Source organism: uncultured Kluyvera sp. (assembly GCF_902485085.1).
Classification (GTDB): domain Bacteria; phylum Pseudomonadota; class Gammaproteobacteria; order Enterobacterales; family Enterobacteriaceae; genus Kluyvera; species Kluyvera ascorbata.
In genome coordinates this window covers 24425-41807 of the sequence record NZ_CABTJS010000178.1, presented here as the reverse complement: position 1 = coordinate 41807, position 17383 = coordinate 24425, and the positions used below count along the sequence as shown (strand labels likewise).

General features: G+C 56.5%; 21 protein-coding genes. 17 read left to right on the top strand and 4 right to left on the bottom strand.

From position 1 onward, the window contains the following. Nucleotides 1-39 precede the first annotated feature (39 nt). A complete protein-coding gene (locus tag RDN66_RS22065; protein WP_123651216.1) occupies nucleotides 40-381 on the bottom strand; it encodes a HigA family addiction module antitoxin in 342 nt (113 codons plus the stop codon). Between the two features lie 66 nt (nucleotides 382-447). Further along, nucleotides 448-744, bottom strand: a complete 297-nt coding sequence (locus tag RDN66_RS22060) for a type II toxin-antitoxin system RelE/ParE family toxin (protein WP_167540417.1) — start codon at nucleotides 742-744, stop codon at nucleotides 448-450. A 216-nt stretch (nucleotides 745-960) separates the two neighbouring features. On the opposite strand from RDN66_RS22060, the gene RDN66_RS22055 reads away from it, so the two are divergent. The 3 genes from RDN66_RS22055 to RDN66_RS22045 are packed head-to-tail and all read left to right on the top strand — an operon-like array spanning nucleotide 961 to nucleotide 2878. After that, nucleotides 961-1539, top strand: a complete 579-nt coding sequence (locus RDN66_RS22055; protein WP_202216044.1) for a TetR/AcrR family transcriptional regulator — start codon at nucleotides 961-963, stop codon at nucleotides 1537-1539. A 20-nt stretch (nucleotides 1540-1559) separates the two neighbouring features. Beyond that, on the top strand, nucleotides 1560-2360 hold the full coding sequence (locus RDN66_RS22050) for a winged helix-turn-helix domain-containing protein (RefSeq protein ID WP_248538950.1): 801 nt from the start codon (nucleotides 1560-1562) through the stop codon (nucleotides 2358-2360). Further along, nucleotides 2360-2878, top strand: a complete 519-nt coding sequence (locus tag RDN66_RS22045) for a FidL-like protein (protein WP_035894785.1) — start codon at nucleotides 2360-2362, stop codon at nucleotides 2876-2878. Before RDN66_RS22050 ends, RDN66_RS22045 begins: the two co-directional genes overlap by 1 nt. Here the strand turns inward: RDN66_RS22045 and RDN66_RS22040 are convergent. Next, nucleotides 2875-3303, bottom strand: a complete 429-nt coding sequence (locus RDN66_RS22040; protein ID WP_202218139.1) for a FosA family fosfomycin resistance glutathione transferase — start codon at nucleotides 3301-3303, stop codon at nucleotides 2875-2877. The two genes, RDN66_RS22045 and RDN66_RS22040, sit on opposite strands and share 4 nt — an antisense overlap. Nucleotides 3304-3781: 478 nt before the next feature. Here RDN66_RS22040 and RDN66_RS22035 point away from each other — a divergent pair, with 478 nt between their 5' ends. The 14 genes from RDN66_RS22035 to RDN66_RS21970 all read left to right on the top strand — a co-directional run bounded on the left by RDN66_RS22035 (nucleotide 3782) and on the right by RDN66_RS21970 (nucleotide 16603). After that, nucleotides 3782-4060, top strand: coding sequence for a BMC domain-containing protein (locus tag RDN66_RS22035; protein WP_001540796.1), 279 nt, complete (start codon nucleotides 3782-3784; stop codon nucleotides 4058-4060). 16 nt (nucleotides 4061-4076) lie between these two features. Next, nucleotides 4077-4361, top strand: a complete 285-nt coding sequence (locus RDN66_RS22030; RefSeq protein ID WP_115074640.1) for a BMC domain-containing protein — start codon at nucleotides 4077-4079, stop codon at nucleotides 4359-4361. Nucleotides 4362-4375: 14 nt separating this feature from the next. Then, the gene (locus RDN66_RS22025; protein ID WP_308538191.1) at nucleotides 4376-4654 is read left to right on the top strand and encodes a BMC domain-containing protein; all 279 of its coding nucleotides are present in this window, start codon (nucleotides 4376-4378) and stop codon (nucleotides 4652-4654) included. Nucleotides 4655-4707: 53 nt separating this feature from the next. Beyond that, a complete protein-coding gene (locus tag RDN66_RS22020; RefSeq protein ID WP_202216045.1) occupies nucleotides 4708-6306 on the top strand; it encodes an acetaldehyde dehydrogenase (acetylating) in 1599 nt (532 codons plus the stop codon). Between the two features lie 26 nt (nucleotides 6307-6332). After that, entirely contained in the window at nucleotides 6333-6590 is a 258-nt protein-coding gene (locus RDN66_RS22015; RefSeq protein WP_035894783.1) for a EutN/CcmL family microcompartment protein, read from the top strand. Nucleotides 6591-6605: 15 nt separating this feature from the next. Beyond that, complete coding sequence (locus RDN66_RS22010; protein ID WP_308538182.1) at nucleotides 6606-7739, top strand: 1-propanol dehydrogenase PduQ; 1134 nt, start codon at nucleotides 6606-6608, stop codon at nucleotides 7737-7739. Nucleotides 7740-7817: 78 nt separating this feature from the next. Continuing rightward, nucleotides 7818-11204: a choline trimethylamine-lyase gene (gene cutC / locus RDN66_RS22005; RefSeq protein WP_202216047.1), complete on the top strand. Its 3387-nt coding sequence runs from the start codon at nucleotides 7818-7820 to the stop codon at nucleotides 11202-11204. 54 nt (nucleotides 11205-11258) lie between these two features. Next, complete coding sequence (gene cutD, locus RDN66_RS22000; protein WP_202218140.1) at nucleotides 11259-12206, top strand: choline TMA-lyase-activating enzyme; 948 nt, start codon at nucleotides 11259-11261, stop codon at nucleotides 12204-12206. Between the two features lie 11 nt (nucleotides 12207-12217). Then, complete coding sequence (locus tag RDN66_RS21995) at nucleotides 12218-12625, top strand: BMC domain-containing protein (RefSeq protein WP_202216048.1); 408 nt, start codon at nucleotides 12218-12220, stop codon at nucleotides 12623-12625. Beyond that, nucleotides 12622-13242: a phosphate propanoyltransferase gene (locus RDN66_RS21990; protein ID WP_035894777.1), complete on the top strand. Its 621-nt coding sequence runs from the start codon at nucleotides 12622-12624 to the stop codon at nucleotides 13240-13242. The genes RDN66_RS21995 and RDN66_RS21990 overlap by 4 nt, the downstream gene beginning before the upstream one ends. A 10-nt stretch (nucleotides 13243-13252) precedes the next feature. Further along, nucleotides 13253-13930: a hypothetical protein gene (locus RDN66_RS21985; RefSeq protein WP_202216049.1), complete on the top strand. Its 678-nt coding sequence runs from the start codon at nucleotides 13253-13255 to the stop codon at nucleotides 13928-13930. 20 nt (nucleotides 13931-13950) lie between these two features. Then, a complete protein-coding gene (locus RDN66_RS21980) occupies nucleotides 13951-14361 on the top strand; it encodes a multidrug efflux SMR transporter (protein ID WP_035894775.1) in 411 nt (136 codons plus the stop codon). Between the two features lie 17 nt (nucleotides 14362-14378). Further along, nucleotides 14379-14708, top strand: coding sequence for a multidrug efflux SMR transporter (locus RDN66_RS21975; protein ID WP_115074638.1), 330 nt, complete (start codon nucleotides 14379-14381; stop codon nucleotides 14706-14708). A 326-nt stretch (nucleotides 14709-15034) separates the two neighbouring features. Next, nucleotides 15035-16603: an EAL domain-containing protein gene (locus RDN66_RS21970; protein ID WP_202216050.1), complete on the top strand. Its 1569-nt coding sequence runs from the start codon at nucleotides 15035-15037 to the stop codon at nucleotides 16601-16603. Between the two features lie 21 nt (nucleotides 16604-16624). Here the strand turns inward: RDN66_RS21970 and RDN66_RS21965 are convergent, their stop codons facing one another. Beyond that, the gene (locus RDN66_RS21965) at nucleotides 16625-17233 is read right to left on the bottom strand and encodes a class I SAM-dependent methyltransferase (protein WP_308538181.1); all 609 of its coding nucleotides are present in this window, start codon (nucleotides 17231-17233) and stop codon (nucleotides 16625-16627) included. Nucleotides 17234-17383: the final 150 nt, after the last annotated feature.

Here is a 17383-nt window from a genome sequence, read left to right as displayed (position 1 = left end):
CGGCCTTTATCATTAGCAAAAGAGAGTTTAAGCTCGGTTTTACGCTGCTTTCTCATTCGCTTTCGCGCGTGCGGCCAGGAAATCTTCTGCCGTAATAATTTTATTGAGTTCAACCTGAAGACGAGCGTCGTTTTCGGTTTCCCATACATCGACAGCTGCCTGTAAATTAATCCAAAATGCAGCCGAGGTATCAAACGCTTTAGCCAGGCGAAACGCCATATCAATAGTCAGCTTACGATTATTGTTCACTAGCGCGCTGACCGTGTTGCGGTGTACCTGCAGCATTTCCGCCAGATCGTTGATTTTAAGGTCAAGCGGCTCCAGGTATTCAAACAGAAGGATGTCCCCTACCGTAGTCGGCTTTCTGGTTGCTTGATTCATAATTTACTCCATGATGGTCGACGGCTTAGCGGCAATAAAAATGGCTAAGCCGATTAGTTCTGTTGATTAGTATTCATGTGGATCTAAATAAAGATCGTGCGCTTTACCATTTGCCCACTGGAAAATTAATCGGTACTGCTTGTTAACCCTTATTGAAGAATAATCTTTGAGTTTTCCCTCAAGTTCCTCATAACGGTTACCGGGCGGTGACTTCAAGTCTTGGTAAGTTACCGCTGCATTAATGATATCTAGCTTCCTGGCCAGAGATGCATGTATGTCTGAGGGGATTTTTTTATGTGGTGTTGCATGTTTAAAAAAATCCGCAAGCCAGTCATCTCGAAAGCTTCCAATGTTTACAAGCATACTCGGCATTCCATTGCACCTCCCTAACTACCTTATCAAAACAATAACGCACCAATGCACTGTGCGCAAGTGCATCATTATTTTAAAGCGCTGGTATGACTGAAACCGCCTGATTTCTACAACAAATTGTGACCTCTCACGCATTACCCATAATCTCTATGCGGACATCCCCCTCGCTTTGATCGCTGTCAAAAAGGAACATACCGTCTGGTCGGTATGATTCGGGCCATGAATATGGAAACCCAACACCGCAAAAAAGATCCGGTCCGTTTATATCAGCTGCTGCTGGAGTCAGCGGCGATGATTGCTGGACGGGACGGCATCGCGGCCCTGTCGCTGAACGCTGTCGCCCGCGAAGCAGGGGTCAGTAAAGGTGGCTTGATTCATCACTTTCCCAATAAGCAGGCGCTGATTTACGCGCTGTTTACCCGCCTGCTGGCGATTATGGAAGAAGCGATCGTCGCATTGATGCAGCAGGATGGCGTCAGCTATGGCCGCTTTACTCGCGCCTATCTGAACTACCTTGCTGACCTGACGGACACGCATGAAAGTCGCCAGTTGATGGTGCTGTCGCTGGCCATGCCGGATGAACCGGTGCTGCGAAAATGCTGGCGTGACTGGATGCTGGATCACCTGGCACACGGCGATGCGCTGGACAATAGCCCCACCGGTACGCTGGTGCGCTATACGGCAGACGGCATCTGGTTATCTGAACTTACGGAAGGGATCACCATGTGCGCCGAACACCGACGAACGTTGGTCGAATCTCTTAATAAGATGACGCTTCCCGCGTGAAGCACAAGGCTGAGGCCGCGATGCGCTACAACATCAATGCCCGTTTTATTTATGATGCAACGGATGGCACGATAACGCTGCCGCAAAGCGCTGAGCCGGACAGCCAGCTGTCGATCACCGCCAGCGCCCTGCTGTTTTTCTTTTTGCGTCACACCGGTATCGTCAGCCGGGAAGAGGTGCTGAAAAAAGTCTGGGATGACAACGGATTAACCTCGTCAAACAGCAACCTGAATCAATATCTGAGCATGCTGCGCAAAACCTTCCGCCACTACGGCGTCGATAACATTATCGTCACGGTGTCGCGCGGCTACTTGCAGCTCAACCCAGATGTGGTGATTGAAGCGCTGGATGAACCTTCGCCGCCCGTACTAACGCAGGAACCGCCGCTCATCATCCCTGAAGCCGCGCCTGAGACACCACAGGAAACCCCTCCCGCTACGGCGCATGCGCGCGGTGCCTGCTGGTATATCGCAGGTGCCTGTCTGCTGACCATTGCGCTGTTGCTGCTTATCCTGAGTCTGGTGGGCATGCGAGAGTCGCACCCCATCTCACTGAGCCAAATCACCCATAGCCAGTGTGAATTGCTCGCCAGCGATGAAATGCTGCGCTCGGTCAGCGCAGACGCCTACGTGAAAAATTTCGACGAAGTACGTCAGCGGCTGAAGGTCGAGTGCAAACCCGGCGAGCGTTTTCTCTTCTTCTACGGCGACAGACTGGAGACCAACGGCCTGGGGCGCGTGTTCCTCGCCCACTGCGCGATGCATGAAGACAATCCGTTTAGCTACTGTGACAACTACTTTTACTATTCATGGAAACCATGATGAAACTCGCGCCGCGTACGTTCTTTGCCCTTTCTCTGCTCGTGTTTATCGTGGTCGCCGGGTTTAGCGCCTGGCGCCTGCTGCCCGATGAAAACGCCGGCGTGATGAGTTGTTCCACCAAAGGGATCATGCGTTTTGAAAATATGGATAAAGAGAACGTGAACGGTAACATTCACTTCAACTTTGGCGGCCACGGCAAAGGCTCAATGGTGGTCGAGGGCTATACCGATTCGGCCGCCGGCTGGCTCTATCTGCAACGCTACGTCAAATTCAGCTACAGCAGCAAACGCATTTCCGCGACGGAACGTCACTATCGCATCAACCAGTGGGAGTCCAGCGCCTCGTCTATCGATGAATCCCCGGACGTGATTTTCGCCTACTTTATGCGCGAGATGTCCGACAGTCACGACGGGCTGTTTCTCAACGCCCAGAAGCTCAACGATAAAGCCATTCTGCTGAGTTCCATCAACTCACCGCTGTGGATTTGCACGCTGAAATCCGGCAGCGCGCTGAATTAAACGTCGCCGTCCTCATAAAAAACCATGCCTTGATAGGGACGTTCCCGGCTGGCGGCCAGCCGCTGCGCGAGGCTGCCAACGTGTAGCTCCAGCTTGTGCCCATCCGGGTCGAGAAAATAGTACGACGCCCCCTCGCTGCGGTTATCCTTCCACACCACCACTCCGGCCTGCGCCAACCGCTCGGTCATCGATGCAAAATCAGCTTCCGCCACGCTAAAGGCATAGTGCGTATAGTCGCTCTCCTCGGGTGCTATTTTGTGGCGCTGCGCATCCAGCGACAGGCAAAGCCACAGCTCTCCACACGACAAATATGCCCCACCGTCCCAGCGGGCGTGCAGGCGCATTCCCAATAGCTGGTGATAAAAGTCGACGCTTGGCGTCAGGTCGCTGACCGCCAGGGTCAAATGGTTAAGTCCACTCAGCATAAGACCCTCTGATAGATTGACGCTGTTCGGGCGCGAGCGCCCCTTTGTATCGACGGCAAACTGTGATCCATCGCGCATGCTCTTTTCCCCACCGCTTATCCCTTATAAAAGACCGCATCTTTTGCGTTTAGCTTCACCGCCAGAATTTGAACCCCACCACAGTTGCCCCTACGCCATGTTACCCGACTTTTGTATAAATTTAGCAACTTCATAACATTTCCACTGAGCGCCGCGCGCACGGAATAAATCGCCTTATACCCGTTATAATTCCGCCCCTCTCCGCAGCATAAAAAGATAAATCATCGGCCACAAAAGGCTAAATAGCAGAGCATTTATCTAAATAAGTACATCACTCAGATTTAAATTCCAACCAACAGGCTAATCCCTATAGTGAACCCCGAACGCCGCTGCCGTGGGTTAACGCCGTGACACGGACGGTTTTCCTGAAATCACACAACCTGTTTTGAGGAGTGAAGCAATGGGTGATGCATTAGGGCTTATCGAAACCAAAGGTCTGGTGGCCTGCATTGAAGCCGCGGATGCGATGTGTAAAGCCGCCAACGTTGAACTGATTGGCTACGAGAACGTCGGCTCCGGCCTCGTCACCGCGATGGTGAAAGGCGACGTCGGCGCGGTGAAAGCGGCGGTGGATTCCGGCGTGGAGTCGGCGCAGCGCATTGGGGAAGTGGTGACGTCGCTGGTGATTGCGCGTCCGCATAACGACATCAACAAAATCGTCATTAAACACAAGGCTTAAGGCCAGGAGAACGCAAATGGGTGATGCATTAGGTCTGATTGAAACCAAAGGTCTGGTGGCCTGTATCGAAGCGGCAGATGCGATGTGTAAAGCCGCCAACGTCGAACTTATCGGCTATGAAAACGTCGGTTCCGGCCTCGTCACCGCGATGGTGAAAGGCGACGTCGGCGCGGTGAAAGCGGCGGTGGATTCCGGCGTGGAGTCGGCGCAGCGCATTGGTGAAGTGGTGACCTCGCTGGTTATCGCGCGCCCGCATAACGACATCAACAAGATTGTCTCGCATTACAAAATTAGCGAATAACCGGAGAGAAAATGATGAAAGAAGCGCTTGGTCTGATTGAAACCAAAGGTCTGGTGGCCTGTATCGAAGCCGCAGACGCCATGTGCAAAGCCGCCAACGTCGAGCTTATCGGCTACGAAAACGTCGGCTCAGGCCTCGTCACCGCGATGGTCAAAGGTGACGTCGGCGCGGTCAACGCGGCGGTGGACTCCGGCGTGGAAGCGGCAAAACGCATCGGTGAAGTCGTCACTTCCGGCGTTATTGCACGCCCGCATAACGACATCGAAAAAATCGCATCGCAGCATAAAGCATGACCTGACCGGGCACGCCCCGTCTGCACTCTTTTCGTTTGATGAAGGATAGACTCATGATTGAACTGGATACCGATTTGCTCTCTCGCCAGAACGCGCGAGAACTGGTGCGCAACGCCAAAAAAGCGCAAGCGGTAATGGCCACCTTTTCGCAGCAGCAAATCGACGCCATCGTGAAAAACGTGGCCCAGGAAGCGGCGCATCACGCCGAAGCGCTGGCGAAAATGGCCGCGGAAGAAACCGGCTTCGGCAACTGGCAGGATAAAGTCCTGAAGAACCGTTTTGCCTCGCTGCGCGTTTACGACGCCATCAAAGATATGAAGACCGTCGGCATCATTCATGACGATCAACAAAAGAAAGTGATGGACGTGGGCGTGCCGCTGGGCGTTATCTGCGCGCTGGTCCCCTCAACCAACCCGACTTCAACGGTCATCTACAAAACGCTGATTGCCCTGAAGGCCGGTAACGCGATTATCTTCTCCCCGCATCCGGGCGCACGCCAGTGCAGCTGGAAAGCGATTGAGATTGTGAAACGCGCGGCAGAAGCGGCGGGCGCACCGGCCGGTATCGTTGACGGCGTGACCGAACTGACGCTGGAAGCCACCTCTGAACTGATGCACAGCAAAGATGTATCGCTGATCCTGGCGACCGGCGGCGAAGGCATGGTACGCGCGGCATACGCTTCTGGTACGCCAACCATCAGCGGCGGTCCGGGCAACGGCCCGGCGTTTATCGAACGCAGCGCCGACATCCCGCACGCGGTGAAAGATATCATCACCAGCAAAACCTTTGATAACGGCGTTATCTGCGCGTCTGAGCAGTCGATCATCGTCGAACGCTGCATTTACGACGAGGTGCATCGCGAGCTGGAAGCCCAGGGCGCGTACTTTATGAACGAAGGCGAAGCGGCGAAAATGGCAGCCCTGCTGCTGCGTCCGAACGGCACCATCAACCCGAAAGTGGTGGGCAAAACGGCGCTCTATTTAAGCCAGATGGCGGGCTTCTGCGTACCGGCCAGCACCCGCGTGCTGATTGCCGCACAGACTACCGTCTCCCACAAAAACCCGTATTCACGTGAAAAACTGTGCCCGGTACTCGGCCTGTACGTGGAAGAGGACTGGAAAGCTGCTTGCCACCGCGTGGTGGAGCTACTGACCAACGAAGGCCTTGGCCATACGCTGGTGATCCACACCCGCAACCAGGACGTTATCCGCCAGTTCTGCCTCGAAAAACCGGTTAACCGCATTCTGATCAACACGCCCGCAGCCCTCGGCGGCATCGGCGCGACCACAAACATCACCCCGGCGCTGACCTTAGGCTGCGGCGCGGTAGGCGGCGGCTCCAGCTCCGATAACGTCGGCCCAATGAACCTGCTCAATATCCGCAAAGTGGGCTACGGCGTGCGCTCTATCGACGAACTGCGCGCACCGAGCAGCCGCGTGGAACCGCAGCCGACGATCACCAGCCAGCCGGTTGACCCGCGCCGCAGCATCGTTGACGACGCGCGCTTCACCTCCCCTGCCCCAGCCAGCACCATCAGCGCTCACGACGACAACCGTTTCGCGGCGGCCGCTACGGCAGAGGTTGAAGGTGAAATCAGCGAGCAGAACGTGGAGCGCGTTATCCGTCAGGTGCTTGAGCGCTTGGGCAAGTAACGCATTGATATAAGGCGATTAAAACGATGATTCTCGCAAAGGTAACCGGACATGTCGTCGCCACGCAGAAATGCGATGAGCTGCGCGGCAGCAATCTGCTGATGATCACACAGCTGGATGACGACCAGCAGCCCATGAAGAACCGAACCTGGGTTGCCGTCGATAGCGTCGGCGCAGGCATGCACGACATCGTGCTGGCGGAAGAGTACTTCGCGCTCAACAAGGACCGTTACAAGGCGATGTCGGTGGTTGCCATTGTCGAGAACGTCTTTCGGGACGCCTAAGGAGTAAATAACCCAATGAGTGAATTTTTGCTGAAACCCCGGATTTGCTTTGGTCAGGACGCGCTGTCGGCCCTGACCGACGTGTCCGCCCACAGCGTACTGCTGGTCACCGATCAGGCGATGGTCAAGTTCGGCCTCGCCTCACGGGTGACCAATATTCTGCGCGATCGCGGCATTGCATTCCAGATCTGGGACGACGTGGTGGCTGACCCGGACATCGCCGCCGTGGTACGCGGCATGAAGCTGATGGACAGCCGCTATCCGGACCTGGTCATCGCACTCGGCGGCGGCTCGGTGATTGACGCCGCCAAAGCGGTTATTTTCGCCCTGGCGCAAACCCGTCCGGACGCAGGGCGCGAGCGCCCATGCTTCGTGGCCATCCCCACCACCAGCGGTACCGGCTCGGAAGTCACCAGCTTTTCGGTGGTGAAAGCTAACGCTGAGAAGCTGGTGCTGGTCGACCCGTCGCTGCTGCCGGATATCGCCATTCTTGACCCAACGCTGGTGGCCTCCGTGCCGCCCGCGATTACCGCCGACACCGGAATGGACGTGCTGTGCCACGCGCTGGAGGCCTACGTCTCCACCGCCGCCAGCGACTTTTCCGACGCACTGGCCGAAAAAGTGGTGCAGCAGGTCTTCCGCTATCTGCCCACCTGCTGGCGCAACGGCCAGGATTTGCAGGCGCGGGAGAAGATGCACAACGCCTCCTGTATGGCAGGCATGGCGTTTACCAACGCCTCGCTCGGCATCACCCACAGCCTGGCGCACGCGCTGGGCGGCGTGTTCCGCGTGCCTCATGGCCGCGCTAACGCCCTGTTGATGGCGCAGGTCGTGGCGTGGAACGCCGATTTTGACGGCCAGTGCGATACCGCCGCCGCCCATAAATATGCCCGGCTGGCGCATTTATTGGATCTGCCGGCAAGCACCGCCCGCGAAGGCGTTGCCAGCCTGCTGGTAGCCATTGAAACGCTGAAAGAAGAGATGCAGATGCCTGCGGGCATTCGTGATACCGCCGTCGATGCCACCGATTTTGAGCGCCGATTGCCGGAAATGGTTGGTCAGGCGTTGCGCGACAGCTGCACTCCGACCAACCCACGTGCGCCGGACGCGCAGGCGCTCACTGAACTCTATCGCCGAACCTACGGGTAACGCCTGATGTAGGCCGGGTAAGCGCAGCGCCACCCGGCAAAATGCCGGCACCCAATAAGAACATCTGGAGAATACTACATGGCACACTACAGCTTAACGCCGCGCGTCAAAGTGTTGGCAGAACGTTTACTCTCACAAAAAAGCACCCTGTGCACCGAACATGCCACCACCCTGAACGCGCTCGATAGCGATATCGCTGGCGTTCCTGCCGCCGTTAAACCGGCGCGCCGCTTCTATGAACTGATGCGTCAATTGCCGCTCACCATCAGCGCCGATGAGCTGATCGTCGGCAACCAGACCCGCAAGCCGCACGGCGCGATTTTCCATGATGAAGCCGCCGCCAGCCGCCCCTCGGCGTTCCAGTTCCTTAATCTGAACAGCGACCTCAACTCCCCGGACTACAAGCTGGTGGTCGAGAAAGGTGTGTTGGCGATTAAACACCAACTGGAAGAGAAAACCCGTACGCTCGGCAGCGCGGTCAGCCGCAGCGGCATGGATGAAGTCAACGGCTGCCGCGCCGCGATTTACGCCTGCGATGGGCTAATGGCGCTGGCGCAAAATCTCGCCCACAGCGCCGAGCAGTTAGCCGCCGCTGAAACCAACGCGTATCGCAAAGCCGAGCTGTTAGACAGCGTTGCTATTTTGCACCACGTTCCGGCCCACCCGGCACGCAGCTTCAAAGAAGCCTGCCAGGCGTTTTATCTGTTCCAGCTGGCGCTTCAGCTCGACAACGGCAGCTACGCCGTCAACCCGGAAGGCGCCGACAAAGCGCTGCTGCCGTACTACCAGCACGATATCGCCAACGGCACGCTAACCGAAGCCCAGGCCTATGAAATCGTTGAGTGCCTGTGGTTTAAACTGGCGGAATTAAGCGAAGTCCGCGCCGCCAGCGCGATTGACGGCTATCCGATGTTTGATGCCCTGCTTCACGGCGCGAGCCTTGAAAATGCGCGCATCAACGCCCTATCTGACATGTTCCAGAGCGCCCAGCACAATCTCAGCGCGCTGCATCTGCCGGTGCGTCTGTTCAGCGGTAAACAGTCCGTTTCCGCTGCACCATTCGCCAATTGTACTGAAACCACTACGGCGGAAGGGCTGACCCCGCGCATGCAGCGCCTGCGCAACCACTACCTGACCGTGCGCCCAAGCGTCTCCATCTATCGCGCGCTGGCCTTTACCGAAGTGGTGAAAGCCAACCCGGGAATGCCGACCATCCTGCTGCGTGCCAAAGCCTTCCGTCACGCCTGCGAAACCGCGCCGATTCTCATTCAGGACGATGAGCTGATCGTCGGCCATCCGTGCGGTAAGCCGCGCGCCGGGGCCTTCTCGCCGGATATCGCCTGGCGCTGGGTACGCGACGAGCTCGACACCATGAGCACCCGTCCGCAGGATCCGTTCGAAATCAGCGAAGAAGATAAGAAAACCATCCGCGAAGAGATCGTGCCATTCTGGGAAGGCCGCTCGCTGGATGAAATTTGCGAAGCGCAGTACCGCGAGGCGGGCGTCTGGTCCTTCAGCGGCGAAACCTTCGTCAGCGACCTCTCCTACCACCAGATCAACGGCGGCGGCGATACCTGCCCGGGCTACGACGTGCTGCTGTTCACCAAAGGGATGAACGGTATTAAAGCCGATGCCGAGGCACACCTCGCCAGCCTGAGCATGGAGAATCCGGACGATATCGACCGTATTTACTACTACAAAGCGGCGATTGAAACCTGCGAAGGGGTGATTAACTATTCGCACCGCATCGCCGCACGCGCCCGCGAACTGGCTGCCGTTGAGCAGAACGCCCAGCGCCGCGCCGAGCTGCTGACCATCGCCGACGTGAACCAGAACGTCCCGGCCAACCCACCGAAAACCTTGCAGGAAGCGTTGCAAAGCATCTGGACCGTCGAATCGCTGTTTGAAATCGAAGAGAACCAGACCGGGCTGTCGCTCGGCCGCGTGGACCAGTACTGCTACCCGATGTTTGAAGCCGATATCCGCGAAGGCCGCCTGACCCATGACGCCGCGCTGGAATTGTTGCAGGCATTTATCATCAAATGCGCCGAATTGATGTGGATGTCCAGCGAATTGGGGGCGAAGTACTTCGCCGGTTATCAGCCGTTTATCAACCTGACCGTTGGCGGCCAGAAGCGTTCAGGCGGCGATGCCTGTAATGACCTGACCTATCTGATCATGGACGCCGTGCGCTTTGTGAAGGTTTACCAGCCGTCGCTGGCCTGCCGTATTCACAACCAGTCGCCGCAGAAGTACATGGAAAAAATCGTCGACGTGGTTAAAGCGGGCATGGGCTTCCCGGCCTGTCACTTCGATGACTCCCACATCAAGATGATGCTGCGTAAAGGCTTCGACTTTGAAGACGCGCGCGACTACTGCTTGATGGGCTGCGTCGAACCGCAGAAATCTGGCCGCATCTACCAGTGGACCTCCACCGGCTATACCCAGTGGCCAATTGCCATCGAGTTCGTCTTAAACCGCGGCCGCATGGTGCTGTTCGACAGCTACCAGGGGCTGGATACCGGCGACCTGCGCGACCTACACACCTTCGAACAGTTCGACGCCGCGGTGAAACAGCAGATTGCCCATATCGTGCGCCTGTCGGCAATTGGTACGGTTATCAGCCAGCGCGTACACCGTGACGTAGCGCCGAAGCCGCTGATGTCGCTGCTGGTTGAAGGCTGCATGGAAAAAGGTAAAGACGTGGCTGCCGGTGGCGCGATGGTCAACCACGGCCCGGGGCTGATTTTCTCCGGTCTGGCGACCTACGTCGACTCGATGGCTGCAATCCGCAAGCTGGTATTCGAAGACAAAAAATACACTCTGGAGCAGATGCGCGATGCGATGCTGGCGAACTTTGAAGGTTTCGAAGGGCTGCGCCGCGACTGCCTGAACGCACCGAAGTACGGCAACGACGATAACTACGTTGACCAGTACGCGCTGGATATCACCGAGTGGACCGAGCGCGAGTGCCGCAAGTACAAGATGCTCTACTCCACCCTGAGCCACGGCACGCTCTCCATCTCTAACAACACGCCAATCGGTGAGCTGACCAACGCCACGCCGAACGGGCGTCTGGCGTGGATGCCGCTCTCCGACGGCATCAGCCCGACTCAGGGCGCGGACAAGCATGGCCCAACCGCCATCATTAAGTCGGTCAGCAAGATGAACGTGGAAACCATGAACATCGGCATGGTGCACAACTTCAAGTTCCTCAAAGGGCTGCTCGATACCCCGGAAGGCCGCTACGGTCTCATCACCCTGCTGCGCACCGCATCGATTCTTGGCAACGGCCAGATGCAGTTCAGCTACGTCGATAACGAAGTGCTGAAAAAAGCGCAGCAGGAGCCGGAGAAATACCGCGACCTGATCGTTCGCGTGGCGGGCTACAGCGCCTACTTCGTGGAGCTGTGCAAGGAAGTTCAGGACGAGATCATCAGCCGTACGGTGATTGAGAAGTTCTGATAACACGGACAGCAATCGGACAAGGACGTCCGCAGTTTTCAGGAGGCAAGCGTGATTGGCAATACACAAGAATTAACCGGTCGAATTTTTAATATTCAGAAGTATTCGATCTACGACGGCGACGGCATTCGCACGCTGGTGTTTTTTAAGGGCTGCAACATTCGCTGCCCGTGGTGCGCCAACCCGGAAGGCTTGAGCAGCCAGTTTCAGGTGATGTTCTCCCAGGATAAATGCATTAACTGCGGCGACTGCGTGAACGTCTGCCCGGCGGGCATTCACTACCGTACGGAAGAAAACGGCGAGATGAAGCACTTCGTCAACCGCAATAAAGACTGCATCGGCTGCCGCAAATGCGAAGAGATTTGCACCCAACACGCCCTGGATATTCTGGGCAAAGATGTCACCGTCAGCGAATTGATGGACATCATCATGCAGGACTATGACTTTTACATCTCCTCCGGCGGCGGCGTGACCATCGGCGGCGGTGAGATGAGCCTGCAAACCGATTTTGCCGTCGCCCTGTTCAGCGAATGCAAGAAGATGATGATCAACACCGCCGTCGAGACCCAGGGCACCACGCCGCTTGCGAACTACCAGAAACTGGCGCCGGTCACCGACACCTTCTTATTCGACATCAAACAGATCGACAGCGATCACCACAAAGCGCTGTTCGGCATCGGCAACGAAGGGGTGCGCCGCAACCTCGAGTGGCTGGTGGACTCCGGCGCTAACGTGATTGTGCGTATGCCGTTGGTGCGCGGTTACAACGACTCGTGGGAAGCCATTACCGGGGCGATTGATTACGTCCAGAAGCTGGCGAAGCGCGGCAATATCCGCCGCATCGATATGCTGCCGTACCACCAGTTGGGGCGCAAAAAGTATGAGCGCCTGGATATGCCCTACCCGATTCTGCAAGACCCGTCGTACAGCGTAGAAGAGCTGAACCAGCTAGAGACCTTCTTCGCCGGATTTGATTTTGATATTCGCTTAGTGCGTCACTAAAGGAGCCGAGAATGAAAAGTTTAGGCGTGATTGAAACACGAGGATGGGTTGCCGCCATCCAGGCCGTCGATGCGGCCTGTAAAGCCGCAGGCGTCACCTGCATCGGCTATCGCAAGGTAGGATCAGGGCTGGTGAGCGTCTGCTTTGAAGGGGAGATCAGCGCCATTCACACCGCTATCGAACGCGGCGTGGCGGTCGTTAAGGCGATTAACCTGCCGGCCAATTCGCTGGTGATTGCTCGCCCGGAACGCTGCATCGTTGAAGCGCTGAGCACCCTCAAGGGGCATCCACCACGGGTAAAAGCAGAGCCTGCCGCGCCGGTTGAACTCGCCCATGACGTTCCGGTCGAACTCGCCGCGCCACAGGAAACGACAGTGGAAGAGAAAAACGCCGCGCACAAGAAAGGGAAAAAGGCATGATTGACGCCCTGCTACAGGAAAAAATCAGCGCCCGGCTGCACGAGGCAACGCCTACCATCCCGGTGGGCGTCTCTAACCGCCACGTTCATCTGTCACAGCAGGACGTTGAAGCGCTGTTCGGCAAAGGCTATGCACTGACGCCGTTTAAGCCGCTGCGTCAGCCAGGGCAGTTCGCCGCCGAAGAGTGCGTGACCGTTGTCGGGCCAAAAGGCTCGCTGACCCAGGTTCGCGTACTCGGCCCGACCCGCCCGACCACGCAGCTGGAAGTCTCCCGCGCCGACTGCTTTGCCCTGGGGATTAAAGCCCCGGTGCGGGAATCCGGCCAGCTGGAGAACGCCGGTGATGCGCTGCTGGTGGGGCCAAAAGGCCACGTTGAGCTGCACTCGCAGGTGATCTGCGCCTGGCGACATATTCATATGTCACCGCAGGATGCCCGTATGCTTAACGTCCACAACGGCCAGAAGGTTAGCGTTCGCAGCCGCGGCGAGCGGCAGCTCACCTTCGATGAAGTGGTGGTGCGCGTGCGCGACGATTTCGCCCTTGAGTTCCATATCGATACCGAAGAGGCCAACGCTGCCGGGCTGAAGAACGGCGCGCCGGTCACGTTGATAGGCTAAGGAGTTGCTAATGACCGAGCAACAGACTGACCGTCTGGTGGCGCAGATCCTCCAGCGTTTACGGCCACCGGTGCTGGTGATGGTGACCGCCGCCGAGGGCTATCGTCAGGCTATCCGTCAACGGCTGGCAGGCTGCGGGCAGCGGCTGATGCTGGCGATGGATGAAAGTCTTGAGGACGCCGCGGCGTGGCATCAACTTGGGGAGGTTCTGCCGCTTTCGGGCGAGCCGCCGGTAGGCTATAAAGCGCTGCTGCTGCCGTTTCTCGACTATCCCCAGGCGGCAGATTTGGTCAACGGCACGCTACAAAGCCCGGTGGCGCGTCGGCTGCACGATGCGCTGCTGGCGGGTGTTCCGGTGCTGGCACTGCGCTATCACTGCTGTCCACACAGTGAGCTAAACCAGCTGCGCGGCGCGGTCGTCGACAGCGCCTATACCGCGCATATCGACGCCACCCTTGCCCGTCTGGCAGCATGCGGGGTGACGCTGTGTACGATGAATGAACTGCTTGAGAAGCAGGAAACGGGCGCAACGGCAGCCGTAACCGCGCCGCTTACGACGCCCCGTCGTTATCTGACTGTCACAGATATCGTCAATAATCCGTCGCTGGCCGGAAAACCTGACGCGGTGCTGACCGATGCTGCTGTCGACTATGTCAAAACAAAGACAAAAATAACCTTACCTCGATAATAAAACCTGGAGTGTAGAAGATGTCTTCGAAAACAAAATGCTGGCTATGGATGCTGCTGGTTATCGTCTCAGAAACCTCGGCCACCTCAACGCTTAAAATGTTCGACTCCAGCGAAGGGATGACCAAAACCCTGCTGCTGGCGCTGATCGTTGTGCTGTACTGCGTGTGCTATTACTCACTGTCCCGCGCGGTGAAGGATATTCCCGTTGGGTTAGCCTACGCCACCTGGTCCGGTACCGGTATTCTGGTGGTTTCAACGCTGGGTATGGCCTTCTACGGCCAGCATCCAGATACCGCCGCCATCATCGGCATGGCGATTATCGCCAGCGGTATCGTCATCATGAACCTGTTCTCAAAAATGGGTCACGAAGACGCTGAAGAGACGCCGCCCGCCCCGGTCACCAAACTCGATAAAAATATCGCTAACTAACGCAAAAGGAATCGCTCATGTTTAATCTTGGATTTTTATGGCTGGCGCTGTCTATCGGCTCCGAAATTACCGGCACGTCAATGATCAAAAAAACCAACGGCTTTAGCAAACTGGCACCCTCAGTGCTGGTGGTCTGCGCGTACGGGCTATGCTATTTCGCGCTCACCCGCGCGATGAGTACCATCCCGGTCGGCGTGGCCTATTCACTGTGGTGCGGCTTTGGCATCGTCGGCGTCACAATCTGTTCCATGATCCTCTACAAGCAGAAGCCCGACCTTCCGGCTATCTTCGCCATGCTGCTGATTATCAGCGGCGGGATTATCATGAACGTCTTCTCCGGTATGTAAGCCCTGACGATGGCCTTCCCTATACAGGGAAGGCTAGCTACAAATATACCGATCATGTAGGCCATTTTATCCGTCTGCCAAATGCAACGCTTCCTGAGGTGTTGCGAAACGACAACAACGCAATATCATTGCCTGATGGGGATGAAAATCCCCATTTTTTAGCCCTCAATTTCATCCAAAATAAGTATTGCGCTCCCCACCATCTCATCGAAAAATCTGATAATAGGTACAGTTTTCATATTGATATAGCCTCGATGGTTTACCAGCGATATAATTATCGCCCTGAGTACTTTTCCCACTTCCCGCGCGATCGTTAAGGATTATTGATGCCCGCTCAGCGACCAGTGAGACACATCACGAGCGTGCTGATCGTCTCCATCTTTTTGCCCATAATCCTGAGCCTCTGGCTGGCACATCGTCAGGCCCATGAACTGTTTTTGCAGGAAATGGATGGCTACGCCGAGCGCATTCAAGCGAGAACCCAGCGTGTCAAAGAACAAACCCGTATCGCCCTTGAAGAGGTCAACCGTTTTCACGGCATTCCCTGCAGCCCTGAGCACCAGCTGTTAATCCAGAAAGTCTCTTATATTCATCAGTACATTCAGCGTATTTTTTACCTCAATGACGACGATGAACGCTGCAAACTGATACGAAATACGCTGGCAGAAAAAGTCCCTGGCTCCGAATTTGTCACGCCTGCTGGCTACCATGTGTGGCTCACCTCACGTCACGACCTGCAGACCGATGACAATATGGTTGCCATCAGCCATGGAAAATATATGGCGGTGATCGACCCAGACTCGTTAATTGATGTGCTGCCGCATCCCTCTTACCCGATTTACGCGGCTATTATCACCGACCGTGGCCTCCGCGTGATCGCCAGCAACCACCCGATTGCTCCTGATGCCTGGCAAAACGTCCTGCACTACGACCAGCCGATCCTTGAAGTCGACGGCATCGTGTATAAACAGCAACCGCTGCCGCCGGTAGGCTCGACGTTAATAACCTGGTCGGCTACCAAACCTATTGATACCAACTGGTTTCACCAGCTGCTGCTCTGGCTGCCGATTGGGCTGGTGTTAAGCGCGTTGGCATCGTTTGTCGTGCTGCGGATCCTGCGTCGTCTGCAGTCATCGCACTATCGTATTCTTGATGCGATAAAAGCCGGAGAAATTACCGTGCACTATCAGCCCATCGTCTCTCTGGAAGATGGGCGAATCGTCGGCGCGGAGGCGTTGGCTCGCTGGCAGCAGCCGGATGGCCGCTGGCTATCGCCAGAAGTGTTTATCCCCGTTGCCGAACAAACAGGGGTCATCGGCCCGCTAACCGAGTACATCGTCCACAGCGTATTCAACGAATTAGGCCACTGGCTAGCTCAACATCCTGAGATGCACATTTCGATTAATATCGCTGCCGCTGACCTGCAATCAGCCACGCTGCCCGCGCTCATTCATCAACAGGTTCAGCGCTGGCAGGTTTCCACCACGCAGGTTGCTATTGAAATAACCGAGCGCGATCTGGTCGCGCGCGAAACGGCCATTCCGGCTCTAGAGGCTTATCGCAAACAGGGCTATACGATTTATATCGACGATTTTGGCGTCGGCTATTCCAGCCTCAGCTACCTCAACGATCTGCAGGTTGACGCGCTTAAAATCGATAAAACCTTTGTTGACACCCTGGAATGCAATCCGGTGGTAAACCATATTATTGAAATAGCAAAATCGCTGAATTTATCGGTGGTTGCGGAAGGTATAGAGCATGAAAGCCAGCGTGAATGGCTGAAGGCACGCGGCGTTACCTCAGGCCAGGGCTGGCTTTTTAGCAAGCCGATGCCAGCAGAGGCGTTTATTGATTGGGCCGAGGATAGTCTCGGCCATGCTGGCGATGAACGGTAGTCGTACGGATTTTATTTTGCCCTACCCAGCCTGCTTCGCCAGCCATACGGTATGCCCGCCACATTCGGGGGCTTCAATTTTCATCTCCAGCACCGCAAAACCGTTTTCCGCCAGCAGTGACCGATATTCGTCGGGCGCCAGGCTCGCGTGGAACAACGGTTCCCCTTCAAATACCCCCATGGCGATACCGTGACCTGTGCCGCTGGTGAACATCAAGGCGCTGCCGGGATGGCTATGACGAGCGAAGACGGGAAACATGCGGCGCTGGTCGTCCTGGGTGAGGTGGAAGAAAGAATCCCAGGCAATCAGCCCGTCGAAGGTCTCATCAAGATTTAACGTCCGCATGTCATGATGCAGCCAGCGCTGCTGGGGAAAATTCGCGTGGGCGCGGGACAGCATCGCCAGCGCGCCGTCGACGCCGGTCAAGGCACAGCCCTGCTGAATAAAATAGTCGGCAATCGGCTGGCCGTTGCCGCAGCCGAGGTCGAGCATTCGCCCAGCACTCCCCATCGCCGCCAGCAGTTTATCCAGCCAGCGCTGCTCAAACAGCGTGCGTGAGCGCTGCTGGTAAAACGCCTCGGCGTGACGCTGGTAAAGATCAAGAATCGTGCGTGCTGCTGGATGGTCCATCGTGGGCCTCGTGGTGGTGGAGTGGCGTACTGAATTCACAGATTAGCCCATCTCATACACAAAAGTCCCCGTCTGGTTGTCGTTCGTGCCTTCCCTTTCCCCGCCGTGCATCAAACAATGACAGAGCATCTGTACCCTATTAAAACGTGG